This window comes from Streptosporangium carneum (genome assembly GCF_027922005.1).
In the GTDB taxonomy this organism is placed as follows: Bacteria; Actinomycetota; Actinomycetes; order Streptosporangiales; family Streptosporangiaceae; genus Streptosporangium; species Streptosporangium carneum.
Map to the genome: position 1 here is coordinate 545,419 of NZ_BSEV01000001.1, position 25,768 is coordinate 571,186.

At 70.9% G+C, this 25,768-nt stretch carries 26 protein-coding genes and 1 riboswitch; of the genes, 16 read left to right on the forward strand and 10 right to left on the reverse strand.

The window, feature by feature from the left end:
- Nucleotides 1-47: 47 nt before the first annotated feature.
- Both PKF00_RS02590 and PKF00_RS02595 read right to left on the reverse strand, forming a co-directional pair.
- Nucleotides 48-1,079, reverse strand: coding sequence for a hemolysin family protein (locus PKF00_RS02590; RefSeq protein ID WP_271215687.1), 1,032 nt, complete (start codon nucleotides 1,077-1,079; stop codon nucleotides 48-50).
- The gene (locus PKF00_RS02595; protein ID WP_271215688.1) at nucleotides 1,076-2,563 is read right to left on the reverse strand and encodes a hemolysin family protein; all 1,488 of its coding nucleotides are present in this window, start codon (nucleotides 2,561-2,563) and stop codon (nucleotides 1,076-1,078) included. Before PKF00_RS02595 ends, PKF00_RS02590 begins: the two co-directional genes overlap by 4 nt.
- A 295-nt stretch (nucleotides 2,564-2,858) precedes the next feature.
- Here PKF00_RS02595 and PKF00_RS02600 point away from each other — a divergent pair, with 295 nt between their 5' ends.
- On the forward strand, nucleotides 2,859-4,157 hold the full coding sequence (locus tag PKF00_RS02600; protein ID WP_271215689.1) for an LCP family protein: 1,299 nt from the start codon (nucleotides 2,859-2,861) through the stop codon (nucleotides 4,155-4,157).
- Between the two features lie 15 nt (nucleotides 4,158-4,172).
- Here PKF00_RS02600 and PKF00_RS02605 read toward each other — a convergent pair whose 3' ends face one another.
- The gene (locus PKF00_RS02605) at nucleotides 4,173-4,826 is read right to left on the reverse strand and encodes a GOLPH3/VPS74 family protein (protein ID WP_271215690.1); all 654 of its coding nucleotides are present in this window, start codon (nucleotides 4,824-4,826) and stop codon (nucleotides 4,173-4,175) included.
- Nucleotides 4,827-4,947: 121 nt separating this feature from the next.
- Between PKF00_RS02605 and PKF00_RS02610 the strand changes: the two genes are divergently transcribed.
- The 3 genes from PKF00_RS02610 to PKF00_RS02620 are packed head-to-tail and all read left to right on the forward strand — an operon-like array spanning nucleotide 4,948 to nucleotide 7,089.
- Nucleotides 4,948-5,547: a DM13 domain-containing protein gene (locus PKF00_RS02610; protein WP_271215691.1), complete on the forward strand. Its 600-nt coding sequence runs from the start codon at nucleotides 4,948-4,950 to the stop codon at nucleotides 5,545-5,547.
- A 40-nt stretch (nucleotides 5,548-5,587) separates the two neighbouring features.
- On the forward strand, nucleotides 5,588-6,193 hold the full coding sequence (locus tag PKF00_RS02615; RefSeq protein ID WP_271215692.1) for a TenA family protein: 606 nt from the start codon (nucleotides 5,588-5,590) through the stop codon (nucleotides 6,191-6,193).
- A gap of 14 nt (nucleotides 6,194-6,207) precedes the next feature.
- Nucleotides 6,208-7,089, forward strand: coding sequence for an Fpg/Nei family DNA glycosylase (locus PKF00_RS02620; protein ID WP_271215693.1), 882 nt, complete (start codon nucleotides 6,208-6,210; stop codon nucleotides 7,087-7,089).
- On the opposite strand, the gene PKF00_RS02625 is transcribed toward PKF00_RS02620, so the two are convergent.
- Nucleotides 7,090-7,464, reverse strand: a complete 375-nt coding sequence (locus PKF00_RS02625; RefSeq protein WP_271215694.1) for a cupin domain-containing protein — start codon at nucleotides 7,462-7,464, stop codon at nucleotides 7,090-7,092.
- A gap of 173 nt (nucleotides 7,465-7,637) precedes the next feature.
- On the opposite strand from PKF00_RS02625, the gene PKF00_RS02630 reads away from it, so the two are divergent.
- The 4 genes from PKF00_RS02630 (at nucleotide 7,638) to PKF00_RS02645 (ending at nucleotide 12,136) form a co-directional block, all read left to right on the forward strand.
- Entirely contained in the window at nucleotides 7,638-7,961 is a 324-nt protein-coding gene (locus tag PKF00_RS02630) for a rhodanese-like domain-containing protein (protein WP_271215695.1), read from the forward strand.
- A gap of 263 nt (nucleotides 7,962-8,224) precedes the next feature.
- The gene (locus tag PKF00_RS02635) at nucleotides 8,225-8,401 is read left to right on the forward strand and encodes a hypothetical protein (protein WP_271215696.1); all 177 of its coding nucleotides are present in this window, start codon (nucleotides 8,225-8,227) and stop codon (nucleotides 8,399-8,401) included.
- 1,424 nt (nucleotides 8,402-9,825) lie between these two features.
- Complete coding sequence (locus PKF00_RS02640) at nucleotides 9,826-10,605, forward strand: hypothetical protein (RefSeq protein ID WP_271215697.1); 780 nt, start codon at nucleotides 9,826-9,828, stop codon at nucleotides 10,603-10,605.
- Nucleotides 10,606-10,689: 84 nt separating this feature from the next.
- A riboswitch (TPP riboswitch) is annotated at nucleotides 10,690-10,802 on the forward strand.
- Complete coding sequence (locus tag PKF00_RS02645) at nucleotides 10,793-12,136, forward strand: purine-cytosine permease family protein (protein ID WP_271215698.1); 1,344 nt, start codon at nucleotides 10,793-10,795, stop codon at nucleotides 12,134-12,136. Its footprint overlaps the riboswitch before it by 10 nt.
- Here the strand turns inward: PKF00_RS02645 and PKF00_RS02650 are convergent.
- Nucleotides 12,099-12,698 (reverse strand): methylated-DNA--[protein]-cysteine S-methyltransferase, encoded by a 600-nt coding sequence (locus PKF00_RS02650; RefSeq protein WP_271215699.1) that lies wholly within the window; start codon nucleotides 12,696-12,698, stop codon nucleotides 12,099-12,101. The two genes, PKF00_RS02645 and PKF00_RS02650, sit on opposite strands and share 38 nt — an antisense overlap.
- Nucleotides 12,699-12,822: 124 nt before the next feature.
- Between PKF00_RS02650 and PKF00_RS02655 the strand changes: the two genes are divergently transcribed.
- Together PKF00_RS02655 and PKF00_RS02660 are read left to right on the forward strand one after the other, a co-directional pair.
- A complete protein-coding gene (locus PKF00_RS02655; RefSeq protein WP_271215700.1) occupies nucleotides 12,823-14,694 on the forward strand; it encodes a sensor histidine kinase in 1,872 nt (623 codons plus the stop codon).
- Between the two features lie 174 nt (nucleotides 14,695-14,868).
- A complete protein-coding gene (locus tag PKF00_RS02660) occupies nucleotides 14,869-15,300 on the forward strand; it encodes an ATP-binding protein (RefSeq protein ID WP_271216344.1) in 432 nt (143 codons plus the stop codon).
- A 249-nt stretch (nucleotides 15,301-15,549) separates the two neighbouring features.
- On the opposite strand, the gene PKF00_RS02665 is transcribed toward PKF00_RS02660, so the two are convergent.
- The 3 genes from PKF00_RS02665 to PKF00_RS02675 are packed head-to-tail and all read right to left on the reverse strand — an operon-like array spanning nucleotide 15,550 to nucleotide 16,736.
- The gene (locus PKF00_RS02665) at nucleotides 15,550-16,245 is read right to left on the reverse strand and encodes a YidC/Oxa1 family membrane protein insertase (RefSeq protein WP_271215701.1); all 696 of its coding nucleotides are present in this window, start codon (nucleotides 16,243-16,245) and stop codon (nucleotides 15,550-15,552) included.
- 60 nt (nucleotides 16,246-16,305) lie between these two features.
- Nucleotides 16,306-16,572 carry a DUF6412 domain-containing protein gene (locus tag PKF00_RS02670; RefSeq protein WP_271215702.1) on the reverse strand — a complete coding sequence of 89 codons (267 nt, stop codon included), beginning with the start codon at nucleotides 16,570-16,572 and terminating at the stop codon, nucleotides 16,306-16,308.
- Nucleotides 16,569-16,736, reverse strand: a complete 168-nt coding sequence (locus PKF00_RS02675) for a hypothetical protein (protein WP_271215703.1) — start codon at nucleotides 16,734-16,736, stop codon at nucleotides 16,569-16,571. Before PKF00_RS02675 ends, PKF00_RS02670 begins: the two co-directional genes overlap by 4 nt.
- 116 nt (nucleotides 16,737-16,852) lie before the next feature.
- Between PKF00_RS02675 and PKF00_RS02680 the strand changes: the two genes are divergently transcribed.
- Both PKF00_RS02680 and PKF00_RS02685 read left to right on the forward strand, forming a co-directional pair.
- A complete protein-coding gene (locus PKF00_RS02680; RefSeq protein WP_271215704.1) occupies nucleotides 16,853-17,548 on the forward strand; it encodes a response regulator transcription factor in 696 nt (231 codons plus the stop codon).
- Entirely contained in the window at nucleotides 17,545-18,672 is a 1,128-nt protein-coding gene (locus PKF00_RS02685; protein ID WP_271215705.1) for a sensor histidine kinase, read from the forward strand. The genes PKF00_RS02680 and PKF00_RS02685 overlap by 4 nt, the downstream gene beginning before the upstream one ends.
- Nucleotides 18,673-18,692: 20 nt before the next feature.
- Here the strand turns inward: PKF00_RS02685 and PKF00_RS02690 are convergent, their stop codons facing one another.
- Complete coding sequence (locus tag PKF00_RS02690) at nucleotides 18,693-19,217, reverse strand: hypothetical protein (RefSeq protein ID WP_271215706.1); 525 nt, start codon at nucleotides 19,215-19,217, stop codon at nucleotides 18,693-18,695.
- A gap of 285 nt (nucleotides 19,218-19,502) precedes the next feature.
- Between PKF00_RS02690 and PKF00_RS02695 the strand changes: the two genes are divergently transcribed.
- Genes PKF00_RS02695 through PKF00_RS02705 form a run of 3 tightly spaced genes read left to right on the forward strand, consistent with a single transcriptional unit; the run spans nucleotide 19,503 to nucleotide 22,049 of the window.
- Nucleotides 19,503-19,856, forward strand: a complete 354-nt coding sequence (locus PKF00_RS02695) for an STAS domain-containing protein (RefSeq protein WP_271215707.1) — start codon at nucleotides 19,503-19,505, stop codon at nucleotides 19,854-19,856.
- Entirely contained in the window at nucleotides 19,853-20,533 is a 681-nt protein-coding gene (locus PKF00_RS02700) for a glycosyltransferase family 2 protein (RefSeq protein WP_271215708.1), read from the forward strand. The genes PKF00_RS02695 and PKF00_RS02700 overlap by 4 nt, the downstream gene beginning before the upstream one ends.
- Nucleotides 20,534-20,588: 55 nt before the next feature.
- Entirely contained in the window at nucleotides 20,589-22,049 is a 1,461-nt protein-coding gene (locus tag PKF00_RS02705) for an MptA/MptB family glycosyltransferase (protein ID WP_271215709.1), read from the forward strand.
- Here the strand turns inward: PKF00_RS02705 and PKF00_RS02710 are convergent.
- The gene (locus tag PKF00_RS02710; RefSeq protein ID WP_271215710.1) at nucleotides 21,931-24,309 is read right to left on the reverse strand and encodes a hypothetical protein; all 2,379 of its coding nucleotides are present in this window, start codon (nucleotides 24,307-24,309) and stop codon (nucleotides 21,931-21,933) included. The genes PKF00_RS02705 and PKF00_RS02710 overlap by 119 nt on opposite strands.
- A 66-nt stretch (nucleotides 24,310-24,375) precedes the next feature.
- Here PKF00_RS02710 and PKF00_RS02715 point away from each other — a divergent pair, with 66 nt between their 5' ends.
- Nucleotides 24,376-25,758 (forward strand): glycosyltransferase 87 family protein, encoded by a 1,383-nt coding sequence (locus PKF00_RS02715; protein WP_271215711.1) that lies wholly within the window; start codon nucleotides 24,376-24,378, stop codon nucleotides 25,756-25,758.
- Nucleotides 25,759-25,768: the final 10 nt, after the last annotated feature.

The following is a 25,768-nucleotide window of genomic DNA, read 5'->3' on the forward strand; positions in this document are numbered from 1 at the left end:
TCCCGGCGGTGCGGCGCGGGCCCGGCCGGGACGCCGCCGGGACACGGTCAGGACACGACGAGAGCCCGCACGTCCAAAAGCTCGCCGAGCAGGTCGGTGAGGCTGACCATGCCGACCACCTCGCCGCCCTCTGTGACGAGACCCACATGGGCGTGCGCCTCCTGCAGCGCGGAGACGGCCTCGGGGATCGTCGTCTCCCGCGCCAGGCGGGGAACGGGGCGGGCGAGCTCGGCCGGCGTCGCGCCGGGACGGACCAGCAGGTCCCTGACGTGCAGCACCCCCAGGACGTCACCGGGCCTGCCCGAGTTGACCAGCAGGCGCAGGTGCCCGCTCTCCGCGGCCGTCCTGCGCACCTGGGCGTCGCTCGCGTCCCCGGTCACGCAGGTGGCCTTCGCGATGGGCAGGGTCAGACGCTCGATCGGCTGCTGGTGGACCCGCAGCGCCCGGGTGAGCAGGTCGTGCTCCGCCCGGTCGAGCAGGCCCATCCGCCCTGACTCGCCGACGAGCATCGCCAGCTGGACCGGGGTCCTGGTGGTGGCCAGCTCGTCCCTCGGGCGCACGCCGAACAGTCCGAGCAGCCCGTTGGTCAGGCCGTTGAGCGCGGCCAGCACGGGGCGGACCACCCGGGTGAAGCCGCGGAACGGCAGGGCCAGGCCCATCGCCGCGGTCTCCGGGTGGGTCAGCGCCCACGACTTGGGAGCCATCTCGCCGACCACCATGTGCAGGAAGGTGATCAGCGCGAGCGCGATCGTCAGCGAGATGGGGACCCGCAGGGACTCGGGCACGCCGACCGCCGCGAAGACCGGCTCCAGCAGGTGCTCGACGGCGGGCTCCGTCACCATGCCCAGGCCCAGGGAGCACAGCGTGATGCCCAGCTGGGCCCCGGCGAGCATCAGCGACAGCTCCCTGCCGCCGCGTACGGCGGCGCGGGCGGTGACCCTGGCCAGCCTGCCCCCCTTGCCCGCGAGCTCCTCGAGGCGGTGCCTGCGGGCCGAGATGACCGCGAACTCGGCGGCGACGAAGAAGGCGTTGCCGATCAGCAGCGCGACGCCCAGCAGCAGGGCTCCGGTCGTGCTCATCGCTCGCTCGCCTCGTTCCTTGCCGTGTCCTGTCCCGCCGTCCGCGACGAGGCCATGGCGGGCTCGGTGTCGCCCTCGCCCTCACCGCCCTCGCTCTCGCTCTCGCCCTCGCCCTCGGCGTCGGTCCCGTCGTCGCTCTCCGTCCCGGCCGCGGGGAAGGTCAGCCGCACCCACTCGGGGACCCTGCGGTGCACCGACAGCACGGTGAGCGTCGCGTCGGCCTCCTCCTCGCCGTCGTCTTCGAGCAGGTCGGTCTCCAGGGTCAGGGTGACCGTGACCTGGTCGCCGGGCTCGGCCATCCTGCCGAGGGTGGCCAGGACCAGGCCGGCGACGGTGTCGTAGCCGTCGCTCTCGGGGAGCGACAGCTTCGTCGCGCGCTCCACCTCGTCGAGCCGGAGCGTGCCCGGCAGGTCCCAGACGCCGTCGCCGTTCGCGACGACCCCCGCGGGCTCCGGGTCGTTCTCGTCGATCAGCTCGCCGACGAGCTCCTCCGCGAGGTCCTCGACAGTGACCACGCCCGCGAGCCCGCCGTACTCGTCGATGACGCACGCCAGGTCGTCCCGGGCGGCGCGCATGCGCTCCAGCACGACGGGCAGCGGCAGCGAGTCGGGGACCAGCAGCGCCGAGCGGGTGATCTGCTCGATCGGGCCCTCGGTCAGGCCGGACCGGAGCAGCTCCCGCACGCCGGTGACGCCGACCACGTCCTCGCCGTTGTCGCTGCACAGCACCGGATAGCGGGAGTGGCCGTGCTCGGCGACGGCGTCGAGCAGGTCGGAGATCGGACGCTCGGCGCGCAGCAGCACCACGCGGGGGCGCGGCACCATGACGTCCTCCGCGGTGCGGTCGCCGAACTCGAGCGCCCGCTCGAGCAGGTCGGAAAGGCGCGGGGGAAGGTCGCCCGCCGTCGCCGACTCGGAGATGATCCGGGACAGCTCCTCGGGGCTCGCGCCGTGCTCGATCTCCTCGACGGGCTCGACGCCGACCCGGCGCAGCAGGCCGGTGGCGGCGGAGTCGAAAAGCCGGATGACCGGGCCCGCGATCTTGAGGTATAGGATCGTCGAGCGGGCCAGGAACTTGGCCACCGGCTCGGGCCTGGCGATGCCCAGGTTCTTCGGGGCGAGCTCGCCGAGCACCATCTGGACCACGGTGGCGACGGCGACGGCCAGCGCGAGCGCGAGGCCCGGCACCGCGGCTCCCGGCACCCCGGCCGACTCCAGCAGGGGACGGATCACGGTGGCGATGGCGGGTTCGGAGATGAAGCCGACCAGCAGGGCGGTGACGGTGATGCCGAGCTGCGCGCCCGACAGCATGAACGACAGGCGTCCTGTCACCGCCAGGGCGCGTTCGGCCGCCGCGTCGCCTGCGTCGGCCTGCTCGCGCAGCACGCCGCGGTCGGCGGCGACGAAGGCGAACTCCTGGGCGACGAAGTAGCCCGTCGCCAGGGTGAGGAGCAGTACGGCCAGCAGGCCTAGAGCCGTGTTCACCGGGTGGCTCTCCCGGTTGGGTCAGCGCTTCCCGTGCGTTCGCACGGGCAGGTACTCCATGGGTCCGGAGTGGACACGATCTTCCTTTCGAGCAGAGGACGTCCTCTACCGTAACGATCCGCGTGGGGGTCGATGTTTCCAGATCGGCCAGCGATCCTAATGTTGGTTGATAAGCACCCTTTTATGTACTTTTCCATAGGGAAAGCTTGGGAACGCGTCTGCGGGCGACGGACTCACGACGTAGCGTCGATAATGACGGTCTCATCGTGAGTTCGAGAGGTGGCTGGGATACGACGTGGGTGACTGGACGGAAGACGACGATCGCACCCGCGCGCTGCGGTCGCCCACGCCCGGGCCCCCGCCGTCGCGAGCGGCAGGGCAGCCCGCCTATCCGACGCAGGGCCTCGACCCCCACCAGGGTCGTCCCGAGCAGGGCCGTCCCGGCGAGGAGTCGCCGCGGGACGACACGAGGCAGAGGGCGACCTCCCGGGTCTACGGCAAGCCCAGGGAGGGATCGAGGCCGGTCAGGCCCCTGCCGGGTTCGGCGGGATCCGCCGACGGCCCGCACGGACCGTCGGGAGGCTCCTCCGGCGGCGAGGGCGGCGGGTCGCGCGTGCCCGGCCTCTCCTGGCGGCCGAAGCGGCCGGGCAGGCTGGCCGTACGGATCCTCGTCGGGCTGCTCGTCGTCCTGCTGGTGGTCGCCGTCGGCGGATACTTCACGATCAACTCGCGGATGCAGCGGATCGACGCGCTCGGCGACTACAAGGGCCGCCCCGCGGACACCCCGGGCTCGAACTGGCTGCTGGTCGGCTCCGACAGCCGGGAGGGCCTGAGCAAGGCGCAGCGCAAGAAGTTCGCCACCGGCTCGGCCGTCGGGCGCAGGACCGACACGATGATGCTCCTGCACATCCCCGACACCGGAGACCGCCCGACCCTGGTCAGCCTCCCGCGCGACTCCTACGTGCCGATCGACGGCCATGGCCGCGGCAAGCTGAACGCCGCCTACGCCTTCGGCGACGGCGGGCCCAAGCTGCTCGCCAAGACCGTCGAGCAGGTGACCGGCATCCGGATCGACCACTACATGGAGATCGGCTTCGGCGGCTTCGTGGGCATCGTCGACGCCATCGGCGGAGTCGAGATCGACGTCAAGCAGAACATCAAGGACCGCAAGGCCGGGATCAACCTGAAGAAGGGCAAGCAGGTGCTGGACGGCGGCACCGCCCTCGGCTACGTCCGCACCCGCGCGACCGGCGCCATCCCCGACTTCGAGCGGACCCAGCGCCAGCGCCAGTTCTTCTCCGCCGTGGTGAAGAAGGCCGCCAGCCCGGGAGTCCTGATCAACCCCTTCACCTCCGTCCCGCTCGCGCTGAGCGCGGCCGACTCGGTCACGGTCGGCGAGGAGACCGGCGCCTTCAACCTGCTCTCCCTGGGCCTGGCCATGGGGGACAACCCGATCACCACCGTCGTCCCGATCGGCTCCCTGCCGACCATCAACGGCGAGGCCGTCGTCCAGTGGGACCGCGCCAAGGCCCTGCGCATGTTCGAGGCCCTCGCCCAGGACAAGCCGGTGCCCAAGGACGCCCTCGGCAAGTAGCCCCCGCGGGCGGCCTCAGCCGCTCGCGGCGATGCTGCCCGCGACGGCTCCCGCGACCACCGCGGACATGATGGCGGCGTTGACGGCGGCGATGGTCTTGGCCACGGCGTCGCCGGCCCAGTTGCCCTCGGTGATCTCCTTGATGCGCTCCTTGCTCGCGCCGGGGAACGCCTTACGGTCGATCTTGGCGGCGTGCAGGACGGCGATCAGCACCGCTGTCCGCTCGTCGGGGTCGGCCCCGGCCAGCACGGCTTCGACGCGCTCGCGGACGCCCTGCTCGACGCTCGGGTCGCGCTCCGGGTAGCGGGTGCTGGGGAAGACGCTGAGGATCTTGCGCTGTTCCTCGCCCAGCACGCCCCGCTCGGCCAGGCCGGACAGCAGGCGCTTGCGGAGCTTGGCGGAGTGCAGCCTGTGAACCCACCAGTCGGGCTTGCGCTCCTTCGGCTCCGCGGCGATCCTGGCCAGCGTCGCGTCCAGCTCCTCCTCGCCCAGCGGCGTGGGGTCCAGGACGGTGACCTTCTTGTCGGCCAGGTCGATCCGGCCGTTGACCGCCAGCTCGGCCAGGAGGGAGCCGCCCAGCGCGGCGTCCAGCTCCGCCGAGCTGACCAGTTGCCTGCCCTCCGCCTCGCTGTAGGCGAGCAGGAGGACCTCCTCAGCGATGATCGTCATGTCTCGACCCTATGCCGTAAGCACTCCGTAAGCGCCGCTGCCCCGCCCGCGGGATATTTTCGGCCCAGGGCCGCGAGGACACGGGGGTGCGGTCGCCGTACCGGGCCCGGGAGGAAACGTCATGAGGATCAAGAGACTGCTGCGTCATCCCGCCACCTGGGTGGTTCTGACGGCGGGCGCCGTCGCGTTCGGCGTCGCCCTCTACCTCTTCCAGCCGTGGCGCCTGTTCACCACGGTCGAGGTGAACGAGGCGTCGCCGGTCGCCGCCGCGCCGTCGTCGCCCCAGGGCACGCGGCCCACGGGCTCGGAGGCGTCCGGCGGGGCCGCACGGCCCGAAGGCCAGGGAGCCACGGGCCAGGGGAACGGCGGAGGCGCTGCGGTCCTGGCGGAGGGCGCGTTCGTCTCGCACGAGCACACGACCACGGGCAAGGCCGTGCTGCTGCGCCTGGCCGACGGGAGCAGGGTGCTCAGGATCGAGGACCTGGCCACCTCGGACGGCCCCGACCTGCGGGTCTGGCTGAGCGACCAGCCGGTGAGGAAGGGCAACGCCGGGTGGTTCAACCTGGACGACGGCAGGCACCTCGAACTGGGGGCCCTCAAGGGCAACAAGGGCGACGCGAACTACGCCGTGCCCGCCGGGGCCGACCTGACCGGCCTGAACTCCGTCACCATCTGGTGCAGGAGGTTCTCGGTCTCCTTCGGCGCGGCGTCCCTCACCTGAGAGCGGCCGTCCCGCCCCGGCCTGAGAGAATGCCCGGTCTATGAGCATCTCCGAGGAACTCCACGCCATCGGCCGCCCTCTCGTGGAGGCGCAGCTCGCCCATCCGACAGTGGCGGGGATCGCCAGAGGAGACCTGCCGGAGCCGGTGTTCCGGTCGTGGCTCGAACAGGACTACCTGTTCCTCCTGGACTACGTGCGGGTCTTCTCCCGGCTGGCCTGGCAGGCCCCCGACGGTCACCTGGGCGATCTGGTCGACCTGGCCCATGCCACCTTCCACGAGGAGCTGGACCTGCACCGCTCGCTGTCCGCCGAGTTCGGCGCGGACCTCGCGGGCGCGAGGAAGGGGCCGGCGTGCGCCGCCTACACCTCGTTCCTGCTCGATTCGGCCGCGGACTACGCCGACGGGCTGGCCGCGCTCTATCCCTGCATGTGGGGCTACTCCACCCTCGGGCGCGTCCTGGCGGAGGACCCTCCGGCCGAACCCCGCTACCGGGCCTGGGTCGACACCTACGCCCACCCCGCCTTCGCCGAGCTGACCGAGCGCGTCGCCGTGATGATCGACGAGGCCGTTCCCGACCTCGGCAGAGCGGGGAAACTGTTCACCGAGGGGATGGCCCACGAACTCGCCTTCTGGGACGTCCCCTGATCTAGCCTGGAGGCATGCCCGAGCTTCCCGAGGTGGAGTCGCTCGCCGAGTTCCTGCGTGAGCGCGCGGTCGGCAGGCCGGTCCTCGCCGTCGACGTGTTCGCCTTCCAGGCGCTGAAGACCGTGGACCCGCCGGTCGCCGCCCTCGTCGGGCTGACCGTGACCGGGGTGGTCAGGCACGGAAAGTTCCTCGACGTCGACTGCGACGGCCTGCACCTCGTCACGCACCTGGCACGTGGCGGCTGGCTGCGCTGGCACGACGACCTCTCGGGCGCGAAGCCCGTCAGGCCGGGCAGGAGCCCCCTGGCCGTCCGGGTACGGCTGGCGCCCGCCTCCGAGGACGGCGGGGAGCCGGGTTTCGAGCTGACCGAGGCCGGGACGCAGAAGCGCCTGGCCGTCCACGTCGTGAGAGAGCCGACGGAGGTCCCCGGGATCGCCGGGCTCGGCCCCGACCCCCTCTCCGCCGACTTCACCGTGCAGACCCTCAGGGAGATCGTGGGCGGCAGCCGCGCCCATATCAAGGGTCTTCTCCGCGACCAGCGGGTGGTCGCCGGGATCGGCAACGCCTACTCGGACGAGGTCCTGCACGCCGCGAGGATCTCTCCCTTCAAGGTCGCGGGGACCCTGACGGACGATCAGGTCGCGGAGCTCCACGAGGCCGTCGTCGGCACCCTGGGCGCGGCGCTCGCCCGGGCGCGCGGCCTGGCGGCCAGGGACCTCAAGGCGGAGAAGAAGTCGGGCCTGCGGGTGCACGGCAGGACGGGGCAGCCCTGCGAGGTCTGCGGCGACACGGTCCGCGAGGTCTCCTTCGCGGACTCCGCGCTGCAGTACTGCCCGACCTGCCAGACGGGCGGCGAACCGCTGGCCGACCGCCGCATGTCCCGCCTGCTCAAGTGATCACTGCGCCCACGGCGGCAGGATGATCTGGCCGCCCAGGGTCGCCCTGATCCCGGCCGAGGCGCACGCGGTTCCGGTGGCCCGCTCGGTCGGGGAGTCGTTGCGGATCGAGAACGGGACGCCCGGCGCGACGATCAGCGCGTCACCCGCCTCGATCACGTGCTCCACACCGTCGAGGGTGCCCACCATCCGCCCCGAGTTGGCGACGAACACCTCCTCGCGGTCGACGGTGTGCTCCTTGCCCACCGTTCCCGGAGCCATCTCGAACGACCAGACGGCCAGTTCCGCCGAACCCCGCGAGGGGACGGCCAGGGAGCGCACGGTCATCCCGCCGTTGTCGAAGACGGGAGCGTCAGCCAGGTTCGCGACGGTCATCGATCCTCCAAATGGTAAACCTAGTTGTCTGTCTCTCAAAAGGTAAACCTGGTTGTCTGTATCGTCAAGGGGGCGGCGGGTGCGACGAGAGGTACATGGCCGCTTGTGGACGAGATGGGGGCGGTCGGACTGCTTTGCGCCCCGCAGGTCGGCGGACTTGGAACAATGGAGGCATGAGTGTTCCTGAGGTCGAAGCGCAGGCCGTGCCGGAGAGCGCGTTCCTGCTTGACGTGCGCGAGAACGACGAGTGGCAGGCCGGACACGCGCCGACGGCCGTTCACATCCCGCTGGGCGAGTTGCAGGCCCGGGTCGAGGAGGTGCCGAAGGACACGCCCGTCTACGTGGTCTGCCGGGTCGGAGGCCGTTCGGCGAACGCCGCCGCCTGGCTCAACCATGTCGGCTGGGACGCGATCAACGTCGGCGGCGGCATGCAGTCATGGAGCTTCGCGGGCCGCCCCATGGTCAGCGAGAGCGGCCAGGCCCCGTTCGTCGCCTGAGACGCCCCTCGGCGCCCGGATCCCGCCAGGGGCGTGGTCATTGACGGCCGATGCCCCTGGGGGCGGGGTTCTGGGCCCTCTCCAGGGTCGCGAGGGCGTTGATGACCGCCGCGCGTTCCCTCGGGGCGGCGGGTGAGCCGCGTGGCTCGATTCCAGCCCGGCCCGGAGCTCTCCGGGGGAGACAGTGTCCCGTCACCCCTGGTTCCGCCATTCCGCGCGGACGGGGCCTGACACGCCGCCCGGCCGCCTGTTTGGCTGGTCTCATGACGACCTTCCGGCGTCCCGCCCGGTCCTTCTGGCGTGCCCTGGCAAGGCTGGTCGCGCTGTCGGTCCTGGTGGGAGGCACGCTCGGCGTGGTCATGTGGTGGCTGCTGGCGTCATTGGGGGAGACGTTGTCGCGGGTGATGTGGAGCCTGCCGTCGCTCCCCTTCAACCCGTAGGCGTTCGCGCCCGGCCTCCCGTCACCCGGCCGTCACCCGGTCGTGCCGCCTCAGGTCGCGACCTTGACGCTGAGGGCGGGCGGCGAGACGAACGACTGTGACCTCGTCTGGGCGACCCCGGCGACGCGCCGCCCCGTGCAGTCGGTGGAGGCGAAGAACCCCTTCCCCAGGTCGGGAGGTGTTCTCCGGAGGCCGTACGGCCGGGTTCACGGAGGGCGCCGTGCTTTCACGGGCGGGCGTGGAGGTGCGAGACCGGGTTCCGGACGCGTCAGACGGTAACCGGGAGTGGACAAAAGATGCATCATTGGGGCGCGAACTGGGCTGATCCCAGTTCGGGACGTAAGCAACAGCCGGGAGCTTGGGACGGCCAGGCTGAGAGGGCGACTACGGCTGTCGCCGACCGCATGAACCTGTCCGGCCAGTGCGGCTTCGTGATGGCGGAGAGCGTAAGCCCAGCTTAAAGGCCGTCTTTCTGTCCCTGGTTGCCCTCGCTGCTCTCTGTGCAGCTATGAAGTACGACAGCCTGAGGCCGATTCGCAGTCTGATCGCCTTGACAGAGCCAAGTATGCCGATAAGTAATCTCTACTTGCGGTACGGGCTGCATCTGTGATGTGCTCGGCTGCCGTAATTAAGTGGCTCTGTCCTTAATCAAATGGGGTGTGCCGTTGAGTGGCGGCGCAACGGAGGTGTTTGAGCAGAAAATTCCTATAAACAAAAATTTCTGCCGTGGTTTCCCTGTCTCCCCGAAGGCGGCCTGCAATGCGGAAGTCAGTCAAGTTGGCGCTGGTGAATGTGAGTGCTTGTATATCATTGGTTGCCGGTTCCGCCGTCGGTGCCACCCCCGCTTGGGCGGCAGGGTGCCGCAAGGTGGAGGCGTCGTCAATTAAATACTATCAATTTCCCACCGGCAACCCCACGCTTTATCCGCACCGTTTGCGTAAGGGCGCGAAGGTGTGGGTGGACGGGCACTCAAATTCGCGGTACTACGTTCGCACCAAGGTGGGGGAGCAATGGTGGTGGGGCTGGATCAACGATGGTCTCAGCAAGACGAAGTCGACTAGATGTTAGTGCTGACCGCCCCCTTGGGCTCTGTACGTCAAGGGAGGGGTTGAGTGCCCCTTCCCTGTGTTTTCAATCAGCGTTGTCGGCTTGGTCCAAGGCGTCGGCAAGTTGCCTCGGAGTCTCACTGGTTGCCTTACCGGTGGTGTCAGCATAAACCTCCGTTGTCATTTTAGTGCTGCTGTGGCGTAGAAGTCGCATGACTGCGCGGAGGTGAATACGGAAAGGCCGTGCCCCAAAGCCCATGGCCGCTTGACGAATCCCATGGGGACACTCCGCGGAACCGGCGGCCGTCTTCCGTCGTTGATCGTTTCAAAGCGATCCTCTCCGAGAGTCGAGGGCATTTGTCTCCCAGGGTTCTCCGATTGTCGTGCGCGCTCCTCACCACCGTCCTGCTTTCCGGCTGCGCCTCCGGCCTCCCGGCGTACCGTTCCACCCCGGGCGCTGAGGAGTTCGAGTCCTCCGGCGAGGACGACCTATGGCCGGGCGACGAGGAGATGGAGGAGAGCGACGACGAACTGTATGTCGCGATCTGCGTGAGCAAGCGAACGCGGAGCCGCGTGGCCTACCGTCCCTGCGACGACGCCCAGCCCGGCTTCACCTGGTACTTCATACCGGAAGAAGGGAAGATCCCGGCCACGGACCAGAAGGCGAAGGGCGGTTCGTTCACCGACCCCGGCTACGAGGGCTTTCGCGCCCGCGCCCGTGGTGGTCCCGTCTCCGAGGCCATCGTCTCCGACGAGGAGAACCGGGTCAGCGTGTGTGTACGCAAGCGCACGCGCGTCCGGGTGGCCGACGACAGGTGCGACGACGAGGACGACGGTTTCGCCTGGTACAACATTCCCCTCGACGGCTACGCCCCCGCGGTGGGCCGGAAGGCCGAGGGGGGATCCTTCTACTTCACCGGCTGGGACGGCCTCAGAGCCCGCAAGAAGGGCGGTAAGGCGAGAGACGCCGTCATCGAGCGGGTCCAGCAACCCCAGAGCAGGCCGACCAGGGGCCCTCGCTGCACCATGACGATCAACGGAAGGTGCGCGAACGCGGGCAGCGGCTGCACCTACACCGTCAACGGAGCCTGCAGGGACAACGGCGGCTTTCCCGGCCTGCCCCCGGGGAGGGCGGACGTCCACGGACGCGCATCGTGACATGTTCCTCGCCGGGGGTGGTAGCCGGGAGCGGACAAATGGTGCATCATTGGGGCGCGAACTGGGCTGATCCCGGTTCGGCACGTAAGCAAGAGCGGGAGCTTGGGGCAACCAGGCTGAGAGGGCGACTACGGCTGTCGCCGACCGCATGAACCTGTCCGGGTAATGCCGGCGTAGGGAGCACGTCATGGCGTCCGACGTCATTCATTCCAAACATGCCGAGGCACCCCTCACCCTCGACCAGGCCGCTCCGAAGACCCTCGGCATGCTCGACCAGGGCGCGTTCTGGGCCAACCTGGGCGTCAGCCTGCTCGGCTTCTCCTTCGCGCTGTTCCTGATCAACCCGCTGGGCGACAGGCCGCTCACCTTCACCGCCGCGCTGCTCGCCGCCCTCGTCGGCAGCCTCATCGGCACGGCCATGGTCGGCCTCGCCGCGATCCCCGGCGTGCAGACGGGCCAGCCCGCGATGGTGCTGCTGCGCGGGCTGTTCGGCGCGAAACTCTCCTACGTCCCGACCGTGCTCAACATCATCCAGATGATCGGCTGGGGCGCGTTCGAGCTGTGGGTCGTCGCGATGGGCGCACAGGCGATCTTCGGGGACTCGGTCCCCTACGCGGTCTGGGCGATCGCGGCGGGAGTCCTGACGACGGCGCTGACCATCTATCCGCTGGGAGCGATCAGGCTGCTGCGGCGGTTCGTCACGGTCGGCGTGATCATCTCCGTGGCCTGGTTCGCGGTGGTCTTCCTGCGCGAGACCCCCGCCCAGAGCGGCGGCTCGTGGGACGCCTTCGCGGCGGCGGTCGACTTCGTGGTCGCCCTGTCGGTGTCCTGGGTGCCCGTCGCCGCCGACTACGCCAGGCATTCGCGGTCGAGCCGCGCGGCCTTCACCGGCGTCGTCGGCGGCTACACCATCGGCCAGGTGGCCTGCCTGGCCGTCGGCGTCTACGCGGTCGCGCTCGCCGGCCACGACGTGGTGCTGAACCAGCCGACCGCCGTGTTCGCGCCGTTCGTCGCGGCCCCGCTGGGCGCGCTCTTCTTCGGCATCCTGGTGCTGCGCGAGACCGACCAGTCGTTCGCGAACGTCTACTCGACCGCGATGTCGCTGCAGAACCTGATGCCGAGGGTGGACCGCCGCGTCTTCTCCGTGGCCATCGGCGTGCTGACCACGGCCGTCGCCCTCGTCGTCGACGTGAACTCCTACGGAGCCTTCCTCAGCATCATCGGCGCGGTGTTCGTGCCGATGCTCGGAGTGCTGGCGGTCGACTACTTCCTGCTCGGCCGGGGCAGGAACTGGGACACCTCGGAGAACGCGCCCTCCCGCCCGGCCATGGTGATCCCGTGGGCGCTCGGCTTCTTCACCTGGTGGCTGCTCACCACCTCCTCCCAGGTGTCCTGGTGGGCGGCGATCTGGGACGAGGTCAGGTCCTTCCTCGGCTTCGCCCCGCAGCCCTGGATGAGCGCCGCCCTCGGCGCGTTCCTCGTCTCGGGCCTGGTCACACTCGGCCTGGGAGCCGTCCGCCGCCGTCGGTAGGGGCCGCGGTGCGCTCCATGCGCAGCAGTCGTTCCTTGGCGGTCGCGCCCCCCGCGTAACCGCCGAGGACGGCGTCGCTCTCGACCACCCGGTGGCAGGGCACGATCACGCAGACGGGGTTGCTCCCCAGCGCGTTGCCGACCGCGCGCAGCGCCCTCGGCCTGCCGATCCGTTCGGCGATCTCGCGGTAGGTGGTCACCGTTCCGTACGGCACCGCGAGCATCATCTGCAGCACCGTCCTGGCGAAGGGGGTGGCAAGCTGCAGGTCGACCGTCGTGGTGAAGGTGCGGAGCCTGGCGGAGAAGTAGGCGTCCAGCTCCCTGCGGACCGGGTCGAGCCGCCGGGGGTCGGGGCCGATGAACGAGCCGATCTCCCTGCTGACGCGCTCGAAGACGACGTTCTCGTCCTCGTAGCTGCAGGCCACGACGCCTCGGTGCGTCACCGCCAGGGTCAGCCGCCCCACCGGGCCGTCGAGGGTGCCGAACGCGATGTCCGGGTGGGTTTTTCCTATGTAGGTGGGCGAGGTCACCCGTAGCAGTGCGTCGAGGTCGCCGGATGACATGGCCCCACCCTTCCGTATCCAGGTGTGTGGTGACCGCAGCGTATCGGACGGATCTCCTCAACGAGTGTCAGCACATGCGGACGAAAGGCCAAGATCAGGCCAGTTGACAGGGCACTATGGGGATGTGGGTGACGACAGGGCCGAAAGTGATGAGGGCATCGGCCGCGCGGTCGTCGCCGGTGCGCCCAACGCGATAGTCGCCCTGGACCGAGATCAGGCGGTCCTGGCGTGGAACCCGGCCGCCGAACGCCTCTTCGGCTGGTCGGCGGAGGAGATGGTCGGCCGCAGGCCTCCGGTGGTCCCCGAGGAGCTGACGGCCGAGCACAACGCCGTCCTGGAGAGGGTCCGCACCGGAGGCCAGGTCTCGCTGCGGACCAAACGCTTCCGCAGGGACGGCAGCCTGCTCGACGTGCGGGTGGACACCAGCGCGCTGCGTTCGGAGGCGGGGGCGCTGCTCGGCTATGTCAGCGTCTACCACCTGGCGCAGGACGACGAGAGCGCCCAGGACCGGGTCGTCCGCAGGGCCCGGCTCGTCCGCAGGCTCACCGACGTGGTCGCCGACATCAACGCCGAGCGGGAGCTGCCCGCGGTGCTCGACCGGATCGCGGCCAGCCTCACCGAGCTGACCGGGGCGGACGCGGGCGGGTTCGTGCTCATCGAGGGCGACAGGCTCCGCCTCGTGGCCAGCCACAAGCTGCCCGAGTCGCTGCGCGACTCGACCGCCCACATGCGGACCAGCCTGGTCGGCAAGCTGCTGCGCACCGGCAGGACCGTGATGCTGGAGACCGGCGACCAGGCCCGTCTCGACGAGCTGATCTGGTCACAGCTCCCCGGTCTGCACACCATCGCGCTCGGTCTCGCGACGGCGGGCGGCAGGCCGTACGGCGCCCTCTACGCCCTGTTCGCCAAGCACAAGGCGGGCCACGTGGAGCTGGAGCTGCTCGAACTGCTCGCCGGGCACGCCGGGATCGCGGTCGGCAACGCCATGGCCTACCAGGAGGCCGTACGGCAGCGCGCCCACCAGCGGGCCGTGTTCGACGCCAGCGCCGACGGCATCGCCGTCCTCGACGACCGGGGCAGGGTCATCCAGTGGAACCCCGCGGCCACCGAGCTGACCGGGTTCGACGCCGCCGAGGTGATCGGCGGGCCGCCGCCGTTCGAGCTGCCCGCGCCCGGCGACAAGCTCGCCCTCCAGCTTCCCTCGGGAGCCTGGCTGGACGTGCTCTGCGCGGAGATCGTGGAGACGGGCGAGATCGTCGTCGACTTCCGCGACGTCACCAGGGCCAAGGAGCTGGAGGAGGCCAAGGATCTCTTCCTCGCCACGACCAGCCACGAGCTGCGCACCCCGATCACCGTGGTCCAGGGCTTCGCGGGCACTCTCGACGCCCGCTGGGACGGCATGACCGACACGGAACGCCGTTCCGCCGTGCACATCATCGCCGAGCGGGCGCGTTCCCTCGGCAAGCTCATGGACAACCTCCTGCTCGGCTCCCGCGCGGGAGCCGGGGAGCTCACACTCAGGATCGAGGGCATCGACCTCGGTGAACTGCTCAGGGCCGCCACCCTGGGGCTGCCGGTTCTGTCTGATGTGCACAGAGTTGAGGTGATCGTCCCTGAAGACCTCCCCCCGGTGTCCGGTGACGCTTTGGCCACCGATATCGTGCTGGGCCAGCTGTTGGAGAACGCCTTCAAATATTCGCCGGACGGTGGCCTGATCAGGGTCGAGGCTTGGGCGGACGGTGACTGGGTGGTGGTGGTAGTGGACGACGAGGGTGTCGGCATAGCGCCCGCGAGCAGGGAGCGGGTCTTCGAACGCTTCGTGCAGGCGGACACCGGAGACCGCCGCCGCTTCGGCGGAGTCGGCCTCGGACTGTACATCGTCCGCAGCCTGGCCCGGGCCCAGGGCGGAGAGGTGTCCGCGCATCCTCGGCAGGGAGGCGGCACCCGGATGCGGCTGGCGCTGCGCATTGCCGACACGCCGGGCGCCCTTACCTAATCGACACGCCGATCCGGTAACAAGCCGGTAACGGATGAGCTGATCTATTGTCGAATGTGCACAAGCTGTAATTGGCGCTCGGTTTCTAAGACCAACTAACGGGGCATTTCGGTCGTACTGGGGTGTGTTCCTCAGGGGGAACAGGGATACGGGGAGGTGAGTGCGTCGAGCGTCGTGTTGTTGCCGTATGCACCGTCCAGCGTCGCTGTCGCACGCCAACGCCTCTGCTCTGACCTGCAGGAATGGGGATTCTGCGAGACCGCGATAGATGATGCGGTCCTCGTGGTGAGCGAGCTGCTGAGCAATGCGCTCCGGCACGCGCATCCGTTGCCGTCCGGTCAGATCAGAGTGGCGTGGCGCTGGACCGACGAGCACGTGGAAGTAGCGGTGAGTGACGGTGGGGCCGCCACGGAACCGCGTGCGGGACGCCCAACGCTCTCCTCCCTGGGGGGCAGGGGCCTCGGCATCGTCGAGTATCTGGCCACCAGCTGGGGGGTCAGGCACGAAGGCGAGATGACCACGGTCTGGGCGGTGGTCACAACCGTGAGCACGGTAGGTAACGGCAAGGTTTCCGTCCCCGAGCCCGCGTTGAGGGAATGCGGATAGGGCGCGTCCCGCCTCACCCGATGAGGCGGGGCACGATCCTGGTGACCTGGAGAGACATTCCTTCGCACGGCGTGCCGACTTCCCGAAGCCGTGGCTACGCAGAGTGCCGGCCTCCCGAACGCCGACGCCGCAGGACGCCGAGCGTCCGGGCTCCCGCGGCGCCGCCTCCCCTGACGCGGAGCCGCACACGTCGCCTTCCCTGACGCGGAGCCGTACGGCCAGGCCGGTCGCGGCCCGGCCGGCGCCCGGTCAGTGTCCCGCGAGCGCGGGGCGGTACAGCACGGCCCTCTCCGCGGCGGCCCACGCCGTCGTGACCAGCAGGTAGAGCCCGGCCGCGAGCGGCAGCACGGCGGCGGCCAGGATCGTCGCGAACGGCAGCAGCGGCATCACCTTGTGCAGGACCTCCGGCTGGACCTCCTCGCCCATCGTCCGCCGTATCCGCCACGAGGTGGCCAGCGCCACGGCGAACAGCAGCAGGAAGAGACAGGCGAAGACCAGCGTCGGCCCGCTGAGCAGGCCGAATCCGGCGACCGTGCTCGCGAACTGCTGCCCGAGCGGCACCCCGAACAGTCCGTGGGTGAGCAGCGCGTTCGCGTGCCCGGCGATCGTCGAGGAGACGAAGACCCGGTACATGACCATGAAGAACGGCAGCTGCGCCAGGCCCGGCAGGACGCCCCCGAAGGGAGAGGCCTTCTCCCGCGCGTAGAGGGCCCTGGTCTCCTGGTACAGCCGTTGCGGGTCACGGCCGTGCCGCTTCCGCAGCTCCTTGATCTTCGGTGCGAGCCTGGCCTGGACCCGCGCGCTCCTGGCCTGCTTCACGCTGAGCGGCAGGAGCAGTGCCCGGACGGCGAGGGTGAACACGACGATGGCGGCGGCGGTCGAGCCGAGTGGCTGGGAGAGAGCGGTGATGAGATCCGCGGTGAACTCGATGACGGGGTCGAACATGGGAGAGCCCTTCTGACTGGAAAAGAATTCAGTGCAGAAGGCGCCCGCGCCGGGACGTCCTTATGCGGGCGCCGGGCCCGTGGACGGCGCTCTCGGTCGTGACCGCCCCGCTCGGTCGGGGTCGCGCTGGCGGACGAACATGATCCGTCCCGCCCGCTCCCGCTCCGCCATCGGCGAGGGCCGCTCCGCCCGCGAGGCGCCCGGCACCCCGCGCAGCGCCCAGGCGAGCAGGAGCACGCCGAGGCCGACGACGGCGGTCGCCGTCACGGCGCCGCCGCCGTCGAACATCCAGACGAACAGCGTCTGGACTGCGAGCAGTGCGTTCACTTGGAGAACTTGCTCACCGCCGTGACCGCGGCGACGATCAGGAAGGCCACGATCGCCAGCACGAAGACGAACTTCAGCAGCCCGAACAGCGCGGGGAGCACGAGTCCGAAGACCACGTAGAGCGCGAGGATGCCGCCTATGACGGCCAACACGGTACGACCCATGGCAGCCACCGTACGTCCGGCGCGGGCCGGGCGAGTGCGCGAACCATAACGATCTAGTCCTTACGGAGTGGTGACGGCGCGTGGCATTCGCGGAGGACGGGCCTACCGTGGGAACCATGAGTGCGCGGATTCTGGTGGTCGAGGACGATCCGACGGTGGCCGAGGTCGTCACCCGGTACCTGGAACGCGACGGTCACCTGGTCGAATGCGTGGGAGACGGCGCGGAGGCGCTCAGGCGCGCGCTGTCCAACCCGCCCGACCTGCTCGTGCTCGACCTGATGCTGCCCAAGATGGACGGGCTCCAGGTCTGCAGGAAGCTGAGGGAGCGCTGGCCGGTCCCCGTCATCATGCTGACCGCGCTGGGCGAGGAGATCGACAGGGTCGTCGGCCTGGAGACCGGAGCGGACGACTACGTCACCAAACCCTTCAGCCCCCGTGAGCTGGCCCTGCGGGTGCAGTCCGTGCTGCGACGGGCACGCGGCGCCTCACTGCCCGCGGGAACCGGCGTGCTCAGGGACGGCGACCTGACGGTCGACGTCGGCGCCCACGAGGTGCGGCTCGGCGACGACGAGGTCATGCTGACCGCCAGGGAGTTCGACCTCCTGGCCCACCTGATGCGCAACCCCCGCCAGGCCTTCAGCCGTTCCGCGCTGCTCGACCAGGTCTGGGGCTGGTCCTTCGGCGACTCCTCGACGGTCACCGTCCACGTCCGCAGGCTCCGCGAGAAGATCGAGCCTGATCCGACCGCCCCCCGACGCATCGTCACGGTGTGGGGCGTGGGATACCGCTACGAACCCCTGGCCGTGCCGTGATCCCCGAGATCGTGGTGATCGTCGCGGTCACGGCGGGGCTCGGCCTCCTGGTCGCGCTGGCGGGCCTGGGCGTGATGCGGCTGCTCAGGGAGCGGTCGATCGGGGTCATGCTCGCCGTGGTCGCCGTGGTGACCGTCGTCGCGACGGTCGGCGGCGTGGTCGCCGTCACCCTGAAAATGATCATCGATGGCACCCCGAGGGACATCGTGCTCAGCGTGGTCGCGGTCGGCGGCCTGGTCGGTCTCGGCGTCGCGACGGTGCTCGCCCGCCGGGTCGTGGCGGCCAGCCGCAGGCTCGTCGCCGCCGTGCACGCGGTGCCGCCGACAGGGGAGTTCACGCCGCCTCGCGGCCTGCCCGCCGAGCTCGACACCATCGCCAGGACCCTGGACGAGGCGTACGAGCGCCTCCGCCTGGGCCACGAGCGCGAGCGCGCGCTGGAGAGCGCCCGCCGCGAGCTCGTCGCCTGGGTCAGCCACGACCTGCGCACCCCGCTGGCCGGGATGCGGGCCATGGCGGAGGCCCTGGAGGACGGCGTCGTCGCCGACCCGGAGACCGTCAGCCGTTACCACGCCCAGATCCGCCTCGAGGTGGACCGGCTGTCCGGCATGGTCGGAGACCTGTTCGAGCTGTCCAGGATCCACGCGGGCGCCCTGCGCCTGTCCCGGCGGCGGATCGGCCTCGGCGACCTGGTCGCCGACGCGCTGGCCGGGGCGGAGCCGTTGGCCAGGGCCAAGGGAGTACGGCTCGCCTGCGAGGCCGAACAGGTGGTCCCGGTCCAGGCCGACGCGGGGGAGCTGTCAAGGGCGCTGCGCAACCTGGTGGTCAACGCCATCAGGCACACCCCCGGCGACGGCACCGTGTGGGTACGGGCGAGCGTGAGGGACGGCGTCGCCTGCCTGTCGGTCGCCGACTGTTGCGGCGGCATCCCCGAGGACGACCTGCCCCGTGTCTTCGACGTCGCGTTCCGCGGCGAGGCGGCCAGGAGCCCCGCCGTGGACGGCGCGGGAGCGGGCCTCGGCCTGGCGATCACCAGGGGCATCGTCGAGGCCCACGAGGGAGCCGTCGACGTCGTCAACGCGGGCCCCGGCTGCCGTTTCGAGATCCGCCTCCCGCTGTCCGCCTGAGATCTTCCCCGGCAGGGAGGTCAGGGGTCGCGCGCCAGGAGCCGCAGCCGGTGGGGCGCCTCGGTGGTCTCGGTGGCCTCGCCGCCCGTGCCGCCCCCGCGGCCGGGCTTCGTGCCGCCCTCGTGACCGGAGCCCGTGCCGTTCTCACGTCCGGGGTCCGTGCCGTTCTCGTGGTCGGGCTTCGGGCCCTCGTCGCGGTCGGGCTCGACGTGCTGGCAGGAGTTCGGGGCCCTCGGCGTGCAGAAGGACTCCGCCATGGCGCGGAACGTCGGGCACGGCCACCGCCACATGCAGCTGCGGCAGCGCAGGATCGGGTTGGCGGCGTCGCTGGTGATGCCCCCCGCGTCGCGGGGCTGGTGCAGGTCGAGCAGCCTGACCCCGAGGGCCGCGAAGCCGAGCAGCTCCTCTCGCGCGCCCTCGAGGAAGTCGAGATCCGCGCTCGTCAGGCGGGTTCTGATCGGGACATATCCCTCGTGGTTCACCAGGCCGCGTAGCGAGTTCGCGGCGTCGTGCCACGACGTGGCCTTCTCGGTGCGCGTGACCATGGACTCCAGGTGCTTCCGGAGTCGTTGTCGCTGGGGATCCTCAGGAAGGTCGGTGTTCATCGATGTGTTCGAGCCCGTTTCTACTCAACGGCCGCCACTGTCGTAGCGCAGGGACGGTCGGGAGGTTCCGGGTCTCCCCCCTTTCCGGCTAAGCCGGTGTTGCTCAGAGTCAAGTTTCGCGCACTCAGAGTTTTCATGAGGCCTAAACGGGGGACAAAGGGCCGACGACTCGTGGTTGGGCGAGAGAACGTGACCAGTGGCCTTCGCGCCGCTAGTGTGCCCGCTGTGGAGCTAAAAGTCTCAACTCGATCACATGCCGGGCACACCGTCATGGTCATTGTCGGGGAAATCGACCTGTACACCGCGCCTGGCCTGCAGGCCGAGTTCACTCGGCTGCTCCAGGAGAGCCCGGCCACACACGTGGTCATCGACATGTCCGGCGTGGAGTTCTGCGACTCCACCGGGATGAACGTGCTGCTGTCCGCGCTCAAGCGGCTGCGAGAACGCGGCGGCGTCCTGGAACTGGCGGCGCCCAGACCCGCCGTCCGTAAGATTCTTCAGGTCACCGGCCTCGACTCGGTCTTCACCGTGCACGAGACGGTGCCCGAGAAGCTGCTGACGGTCAAGCGCCAAGCATGACCGGGACAGCGGTGATCATCCCGGCCAAGGACGAGGCCGACCGGATCGGCGCGACCGTGGCCGCGGCCCTGGCGTTGTCCGGCGTCGACCTCGTCATGGTCGTGGACGACGGCTCGGCCGACCAGACGGGCCGGGTGGCCAAGGCCGCCGGAGCCCGTGTCATACGGCACAGCCGCAACCGGGGCAAGGCCGCCGCCATGGAGAGCGGAGCGGAGGCCGTACGCCTGCTCGACGGTGGGCCCCCCCGCCACCTGCTCTTCCTCGACGCCGATCTGGGGGAGACCGCGCGGGCGGCCGAAGCCCTGATCAAACCGGTCGAGGCGGGCGAGGCCGACATGACCGTCGCCGTGTTCGTCACCCGCGTGAAGCTGGGCGGTCACGGGTTCGTGGTGAAGCTGGCACGCCAGGGCATCGAACGCGCGACCGGCTGGACCCCGGCCCAGCCGCTCAACGGTCAGCGCTGCCTGACCAGGGCGGCCTTCGAGGCCGCGCGTCCGCTGGCCCGAGGGTTCGGCGTCGAGACGGCTCTGACGATCGACCTGATCCGCAAGGGGTTCCGCGTCCGCGAGGTCGAGGTGGAGATGGCGCACCGGGCCACCGGCACCGACTGGAAGGCCCAGCTTCACCGGGCCAGGCAGTTCCGCGACGTCGCATGGGCCCTGCTGGTCCGCAGGTAGGCCACCTTGGGCGGGGACGGGCCGGGCACCGTGCCGGATGTGCTGGAATTTGCGGGTGACTCGGGAAGCGTCAGTAGTCGATGACACGCGGGTTCCCGCGCGTGACACGCCGCGGGGGCTCGACGTCGTCGCGTTCGCGGCCGTCGGGCTGTCCGTCGGGCTGACGATCCTGATCGGGCTGCTCGGGCCGTCGACCATGGTCCCGGGGCTCGCGGGGCCCTCCTGGCAGCCGCCCTACTCGTTCCAGGCGCGTCCCGACGGGCATCTGGTGATCGCCATGGCCGCGGTCGCGATCGTGCTGGGCGGAGCGGGGCTGGCGGGCGCTCTGCGCTCCCGGTGGAGGCCCGATCCGCGATGGCCGCTCGTGGCGGGCTGTGCGGCGGCCGTGCTGCTGGCGTTCCTGCCGCCTTCCGGCTCGCCCGACCATCTCAACTACGCCGCCTACGGCCGCCTGGTCACGCTCGGGCAGAACCCCTACGTCACGCCCCCCTCCGCGCTTCCCGCCGATCCCGTGCTCGGCGCCGTGGAGGAGTGGACCGGGGTGACCAGCGTCTACGGCCCGGTCGCGACCGCCGTACAGGCACTGGCGAGCTTCGTCGGCGGCGACTCGGTCAGGCTCACGGTCTTCGTGATGGCTCTGGTCAACGCGGCCGCGTTCGTCGGGACCGCGCTGCTGATCGACCGCTTCACCAGGGGAGACGCGGACCTGCGCCGGCGGGCGGCGCTGCTCTGGGCGGCCAACCCGCTGATGATCTACCACCTGGCCGCGGGGATGCACGTCGACACCCTGGCCGTGGCCTGCATGGTCGCCGCCCTCACGGCCAGAGGGGCGGCGTCGGGGCTGCTGCTCGGCGTGGGGATCGGGGTGAAGCTGAACGCCGGGCTCGTCGCGCTCGGCCCCGCGTGGGAGCTGCGCCGCTCGCCGGGCAGGCTCGCCGTCGTCGCGGGGACGGCCACGGCGACCGTGCTCGTGATCTACGGCCTCGCGGGATCGCACGTGTTCGACCAGGTCGGCGCGGCCAGCAAGAAGGTCTCGTTCGGCACGCCGTGGTACCTCGTCAAGGTCGGGCTGCAGGAGCTGTTCGGATCGGGCTCGTACTCCGCCTGGACCCAGACGGGTTCGCTGCTCCTCATGGTCGTCCTGGCCTGGCTGATCCTGCGGGCCGCGCCCCGGGACACCGCCCCCGTCGTCGCCGCGGGGATCGTGGTCGCCTGGCTGTTCGCCGCGACGTACGCGCTGCCCTGGTACGACGGGCTGGCCTTCGCGCTGCTGGCCATGGCCTCGTGGCCCGCGCTGGAGGGCTTCATGATCGCGAGAGTGGTCGTCCTGTCCCTGGGCTACCTTCCCGCCAGGGAGGCCATGCGCCCCGAGGACCTGTCCTGGCTGAAGACCGTGGTCAGGGAACGGGCGGTGCCGTGGTCTCTGCTCGCGCTGACGGTCGCGCTGGCGTGGTGGGCTGCGAGAGCTGGAGCGCGCGCACGCAGGCGGTCAGCGTCAGCGGCACCGCGACCGTGAGCGCCATCGCCGGGATCGCGATGCCGGAGTCGTTCATCAGGAACCCGATCAGCGCGCAGGCCAGCGCGCCGATCAGTCCGGCGCGCAGCGGCGGGGCGAGCGAGTAGGCCCGGTCGAGCGCGGAGGCCCCCCACCGGGAGGGACGGTCGAGCACCAGGAAGAGGAACGCGAGCGCGACCAGCGAGAGCAGGGTCAGCGACCAGTTGCCGACCGTGACGCCGACCATCGCCCCGAACTTGCGGCCGACGACCGTCCAGGCCTCGCCGTCCAGCACCTGCTGCACGAAGGCGCCCAGGTGGGTGCGCTGGCCCGCGGGCTTGAGCCAGTCGACGACCGCGATCGCGCCGATCAGCAGGGCGCCCGCGACGCCGACCAGGGCGAGTTTGACCGGTGAGACCCGCTTTCCCGCCAGCAGGATCAGGAAGACGGCCACCCCGACGAGGAAGGCGGGGACTCCGCCGAAGTCGGCTCCCCACGCGGGCCAGCCGTCCGCGAAGACCGCGAGCCCGCCGTAGAGCGCGCAGACCGCGAGCGCGAGCGGACGCCGTCCCGCGGAGATCAGCCACTGGGCGATCCCCGCCATGGCCAGGATCGTCCCCGCGGAGTAGACCGCGAAGGCGATGTTGCTGAAGCCGTAGAAGCGCCCGCCGGTGACGGGCTCGTAGCCGGTGACGGCGTTCACCTGAAGGCTGGAGCCGGTCATCACGTCGGCCAGCAGGGCGAGCGAGGTGATCGCGGCGACCGCGGTCAGCGGGCCGAGGACGTGTGCCCGCCACGGTCCCGCGAAGGCGATCGCGGCGACCGCGCAGGCGATGCCGAGGATGGTCAGGATCACCGACGCCATCGGGGCGGGGAACGTCCACCAGGGCACGAGCTGGGCGAGGAAGGTCGCGATCGGGATCGCGCCGCCGACCGCCGCGACGCCCTTGGTGGCCGTCAGCGCCCGCGAGCCGCCCCAGCCCCGCCGGACGGCGAAGGCGGCCAGCAGGTAGAACAGGATCTGCACGCTGACGAACACCGCGAAGAACGGCCCCTGCACCCTGCGCAGCACCTGGCTGGCCAGGTCCTCGTCCGCCAGGTTCCCCACGATGGCCGAGGTCGGCTCCCCGCCGGACCCCGCGCTTCGCCAGGGGTGGCCGACGACGCCGTTCGGGGTCTCGAGGCCGAGCAGGCCGATCGCGGTCGCCGTCAGGTCGGTGTTGGTGACCAGCCCGTCCTGCCGGGTCGAGGAGGCGCTCAGGTAGCCGTGGGCGTACGGCGCGCCGTCGGCCGAGGGGCCGTGGGCGATCGCCACGTGCAGGTGCGCCGAGGCCTCGGCGTCCGACAGACCCGCGAGCAGGACCGTGCTCCCCTGCGGCAGCCGGGCCAGGAGCGCGCCGACCTGACCGTCGGCGCTCACGACCGCGTCCTGCCTGGCCTGGCCGGTCAGCCCGACCGGCGCGCCGCCGGCGTCGACGCCCCGCGCGATCCACACCCTGGCGAGGTCGGCGATCTCGACCGTGACCAGCCGGTACGGCGCGAGGTCGCCGAGCGCCTCAACGCTAGCCGCGTATTTACCGACTTTTCCGGACTTGTCGGCGGCGCCGAGGGCGGCTCCCGGCCCGACCGCGGCCACCTTCCCCCCGGCGTCGACGGTGAGCTGGCCGAGCCGGCCGAGCACCGGCCGGTAGGAGGTCTGGGTGGCGTTGTACGTCACGAGCGCGGACCAGCCGGGCACGCTCGCCCCGCCGTCCGGGGCGGGAAGCGGCGGCGCGGGCAGCTCGCAGGCAGAGCCCGGAGCGCCCGCCCGCTGGCCCGCGGAGACGGTCAGCCAGCCCGCGACCGGGCAGGTGAGGCTCCGCGTCGGCGGAGGCACCGCCCTGGTGGACATCGACGCCGCGCCGCCCTCGTCCACGAGCCTCCACAGGTTCGGCGTCCGCGTCCGGTCCAGGTCGCTCCACTCAAGGCCGGGCACGCCGACCACCACGACCCTGGCGGGAAGCGCCCTCGCCGCCGAGTCGGCGACCGCCGTGCCCGCGCCGAGAAGCCCGGCGAGCCCGGACAGCGACAGCAGGAGGGCGACCAGCGCGACACGCCAGGCGGGAGACGGGGCGACACGCCGGGCGGGACGCGGAGTGCCGTGCGGGCCCGCGCGCCAGGCCTCGGCGCGCGGAACGGAGAGAGGACCGGCGTGCCCGTCGGTGCGCCGAGCGGCTTTCCGAGTGACGGTGTGCTGAGCGGCGTGTCGGTCGTCATGCCGACCGCCGTGCGCCGAACCCATTCGGTTCCCCCGTATCCGTACCCGTTGGCGGCGGTTTCCTCCAGGCCCACGGTAACCTGCCTGGTCGTGAAGACTGGCGAGGTGACCACGACCAGGCGGCCACCGTGGACGTGGCCGCTCGCGCTGCTGCTCGTCGCGGTGGCCGTCGCCCCGCTGGTGCTTCAGTGGCTGGGCAACGCCGACGACCAGCGTCTGGTCGACCTGGATGTGTACCGTACCGGGGGGCAGGCCCTCCTGGGGGGGCGACCGGTCTACGACTTCGTCACACCCGCGCCGCAGCTCCTGCCGTTCACCTACCCGCCGGTCGCGGCGATGCTGGCCGTCCCGCTGGCGGTGATGTCGTGGCCGCTGGCGCAGTGGGTGTGGACGGCGGGGGTCTTCGCGGCGCTGGCCGTCACCGTCGGGCACGCCTTCCGCGCCTTCCTGGACAGGGCGGCCGTGCCGTACCCGGGGGGCGCGGGCGTCCCCGGCGGGGGGCGGGGGGAGGCGTCAGGGCGGGGCGGCGCGCCGTACCGGAAAGGCGTTTCCCGGCTGCCCGGCGGCCTCGGGCTGCCGGCGGTGTTCGCGTTCCTGACGGTCGCCTGCACGTATCTGATGCCGATCAGGGACCAGGTCCGCTTCGGTCAGGTGGACATCCTGCTGGTCGCGCTCTGCCTGGCCGACTGCGTGGCGCGCAGGCCGGTGTGGCCGCGCGGCATGCTGATCGGCCTGGCCACCGCGGTCAAGCTCACCCCGGGCGTCTTCCTGGTCTACCTGCTCATCACCGGTTTCGGCCCCGGCGCGCGCCCGGAACAGCGCAGGGCCTTCCTCATGGCGGCCTTCACCGCCGCCCTGCTGACCCTCCTGCCGTTCCTGGTGATCCCGGGCGACGCCGCCGACTTCTGGTTCGGCGCGCTGTTCGACCCCGAGCGGCTCGGCGCGAATGCCGCCACCACCAACCAGTCCATGCGCGGCATGCTCATCCGGCTCTACCTGCCCGACCAGCTGACCAGCCTGCTGTGGCTCGCACTGGTCGCGGTCGTCGCCTGGTACGGCTTCCGCCACGCGCGCAGGGCGCTGCTCGACGGGCACACGATGACGGCGGTCGCGCTCGTCGGCCTGATGGCCGTCCTGCTGTCGCCGGTCGCCTGGATCCACCACCTGGCCTGGGTGGTCGTGGTCCTCGGCGCGCTGGTCGGCGACGGGCGGGATCCGGTGCGGATCCGGGTCGCCGCGGGGGTCTGGCTCTACTACGTGCTGCCGATCCCCTGGTGGGGAGTGTCGATCAAAGCGGCGGAGGTGCCGGTGCTCAGCCCGGTGCTGGGAAAGATCGTGCAGAACGGGTTCGGGCTGGGCGCGCTCGTCCTGGTCTGGCTGCTCGGGGTGTGGCTGCCGAGGCGCAGGAGAGTTTTCCCGCAGCCTTCCGAACCGGCGATCCCCCTGGACCGCGGGCCCGCCGGTCGACGGTGAGCTGCCCGAA

Excerpts from the sequence above, each read along its gene's own strand:
- PKF00_RS02590 (WP_271215687.1), bottom strand. The coding sequence starts at position 1,079 with ATGAGCACGACCGGAGCCCTGCTGCTGGGCGTCGCGCTGCTGATCGGC.
- PKF00_RS02605 (WP_271215690.1), bottom strand. The coding sequence starts at position 4,826 with ATGACGATCATCGCTGAGGAGGTCCTCCTGCTCGCCTACAGCGAGGCG.
- PKF00_RS02610 (WP_271215691.1), top strand. The coding sequence starts at position 4,948 with ATGAGGATCAAGAGACTGCTGCGTCATCCCGCCACCTGGGTGGTTCTG.
- PKF00_RS02615 (WP_271215692.1), top strand. The coding sequence starts at position 5,588 with ATGAGCATCTCCGAGGAACTCCACGCCATCGGCCGCCCTCTCGTGGAG.
- PKF00_RS02620 (WP_271215693.1), top strand. The coding sequence starts at position 6,208 with ATGCCCGAGCTTCCCGAGGTGGAGTCGCTCGCCGAGTTCCTGCGTGAG.
- PKF00_RS02625 (WP_271215694.1), bottom strand. The coding sequence starts at position 7,464 with ATGACCGTCGCGAACCTGGCTGACGCTCCCGTCTTCGACAACGGCGGG.
- PKF00_RS02630 (WP_271215695.1), top strand. The coding sequence starts at position 7,638 with ATGAGTGTTCCTGAGGTCGAAGCGCAGGCCGTGCCGGAGAGCGCGTTC.
- PKF00_RS02635 (WP_271215696.1), top strand. The coding sequence starts at position 8,225 with ATGACGACCTTCCGGCGTCCCGCCCGGTCCTTCTGGCGTGCCCTGGCA.
- PKF00_RS02645 (WP_271215698.1), top strand. The coding sequence starts at position 10,793 with ATGGCGTCCGACGTCATTCATTCCAAACATGCCGAGGCACCCCTCACC.
- PKF00_RS02650 (WP_271215699.1), bottom strand. The coding sequence starts at position 12,698 with ATGTCATCCGGCGACCTCGACGCACTGCTACGGGTGACCTCGCCCACC.
- PKF00_RS02665 (WP_271215701.1), bottom strand. The coding sequence starts at position 16,245 with ATGTTCGACCCCGTCATCGAGTTCACCGCGGATCTCATCACCGCTCTC.
- PKF00_RS02675 (WP_271215703.1), bottom strand. The coding sequence starts at position 16,736 with ATGGGTCGTACCGTGTTGGCCGTCATAGGCGGCATCCTCGCGCTCTAC.
- PKF00_RS02680 (WP_271215704.1), top strand. The coding sequence starts at position 16,853 with ATGAGTGCGCGGATTCTGGTGGTCGAGGACGATCCGACGGTGGCCGAG.
- PKF00_RS02690 (WP_271215706.1), bottom strand. The coding sequence starts at position 19,217 with ATGGTCACGCGCACCGAGAAGGCCACGTCGTGGCACGACGCCGCGAAC.
- PKF00_RS02700 (WP_271215708.1), top strand. The coding sequence starts at position 19,853 with ATGACCGGGACAGCGGTGATCATCCCGGCCAAGGACGAGGCCGACCGG.
- PKF00_RS02710 (WP_271215710.1), bottom strand. The coding sequence starts at position 24,309 with ATGGGTTCGGCGCACGGCGGTCGGCATGACGACCGACACGCCGCTCAG.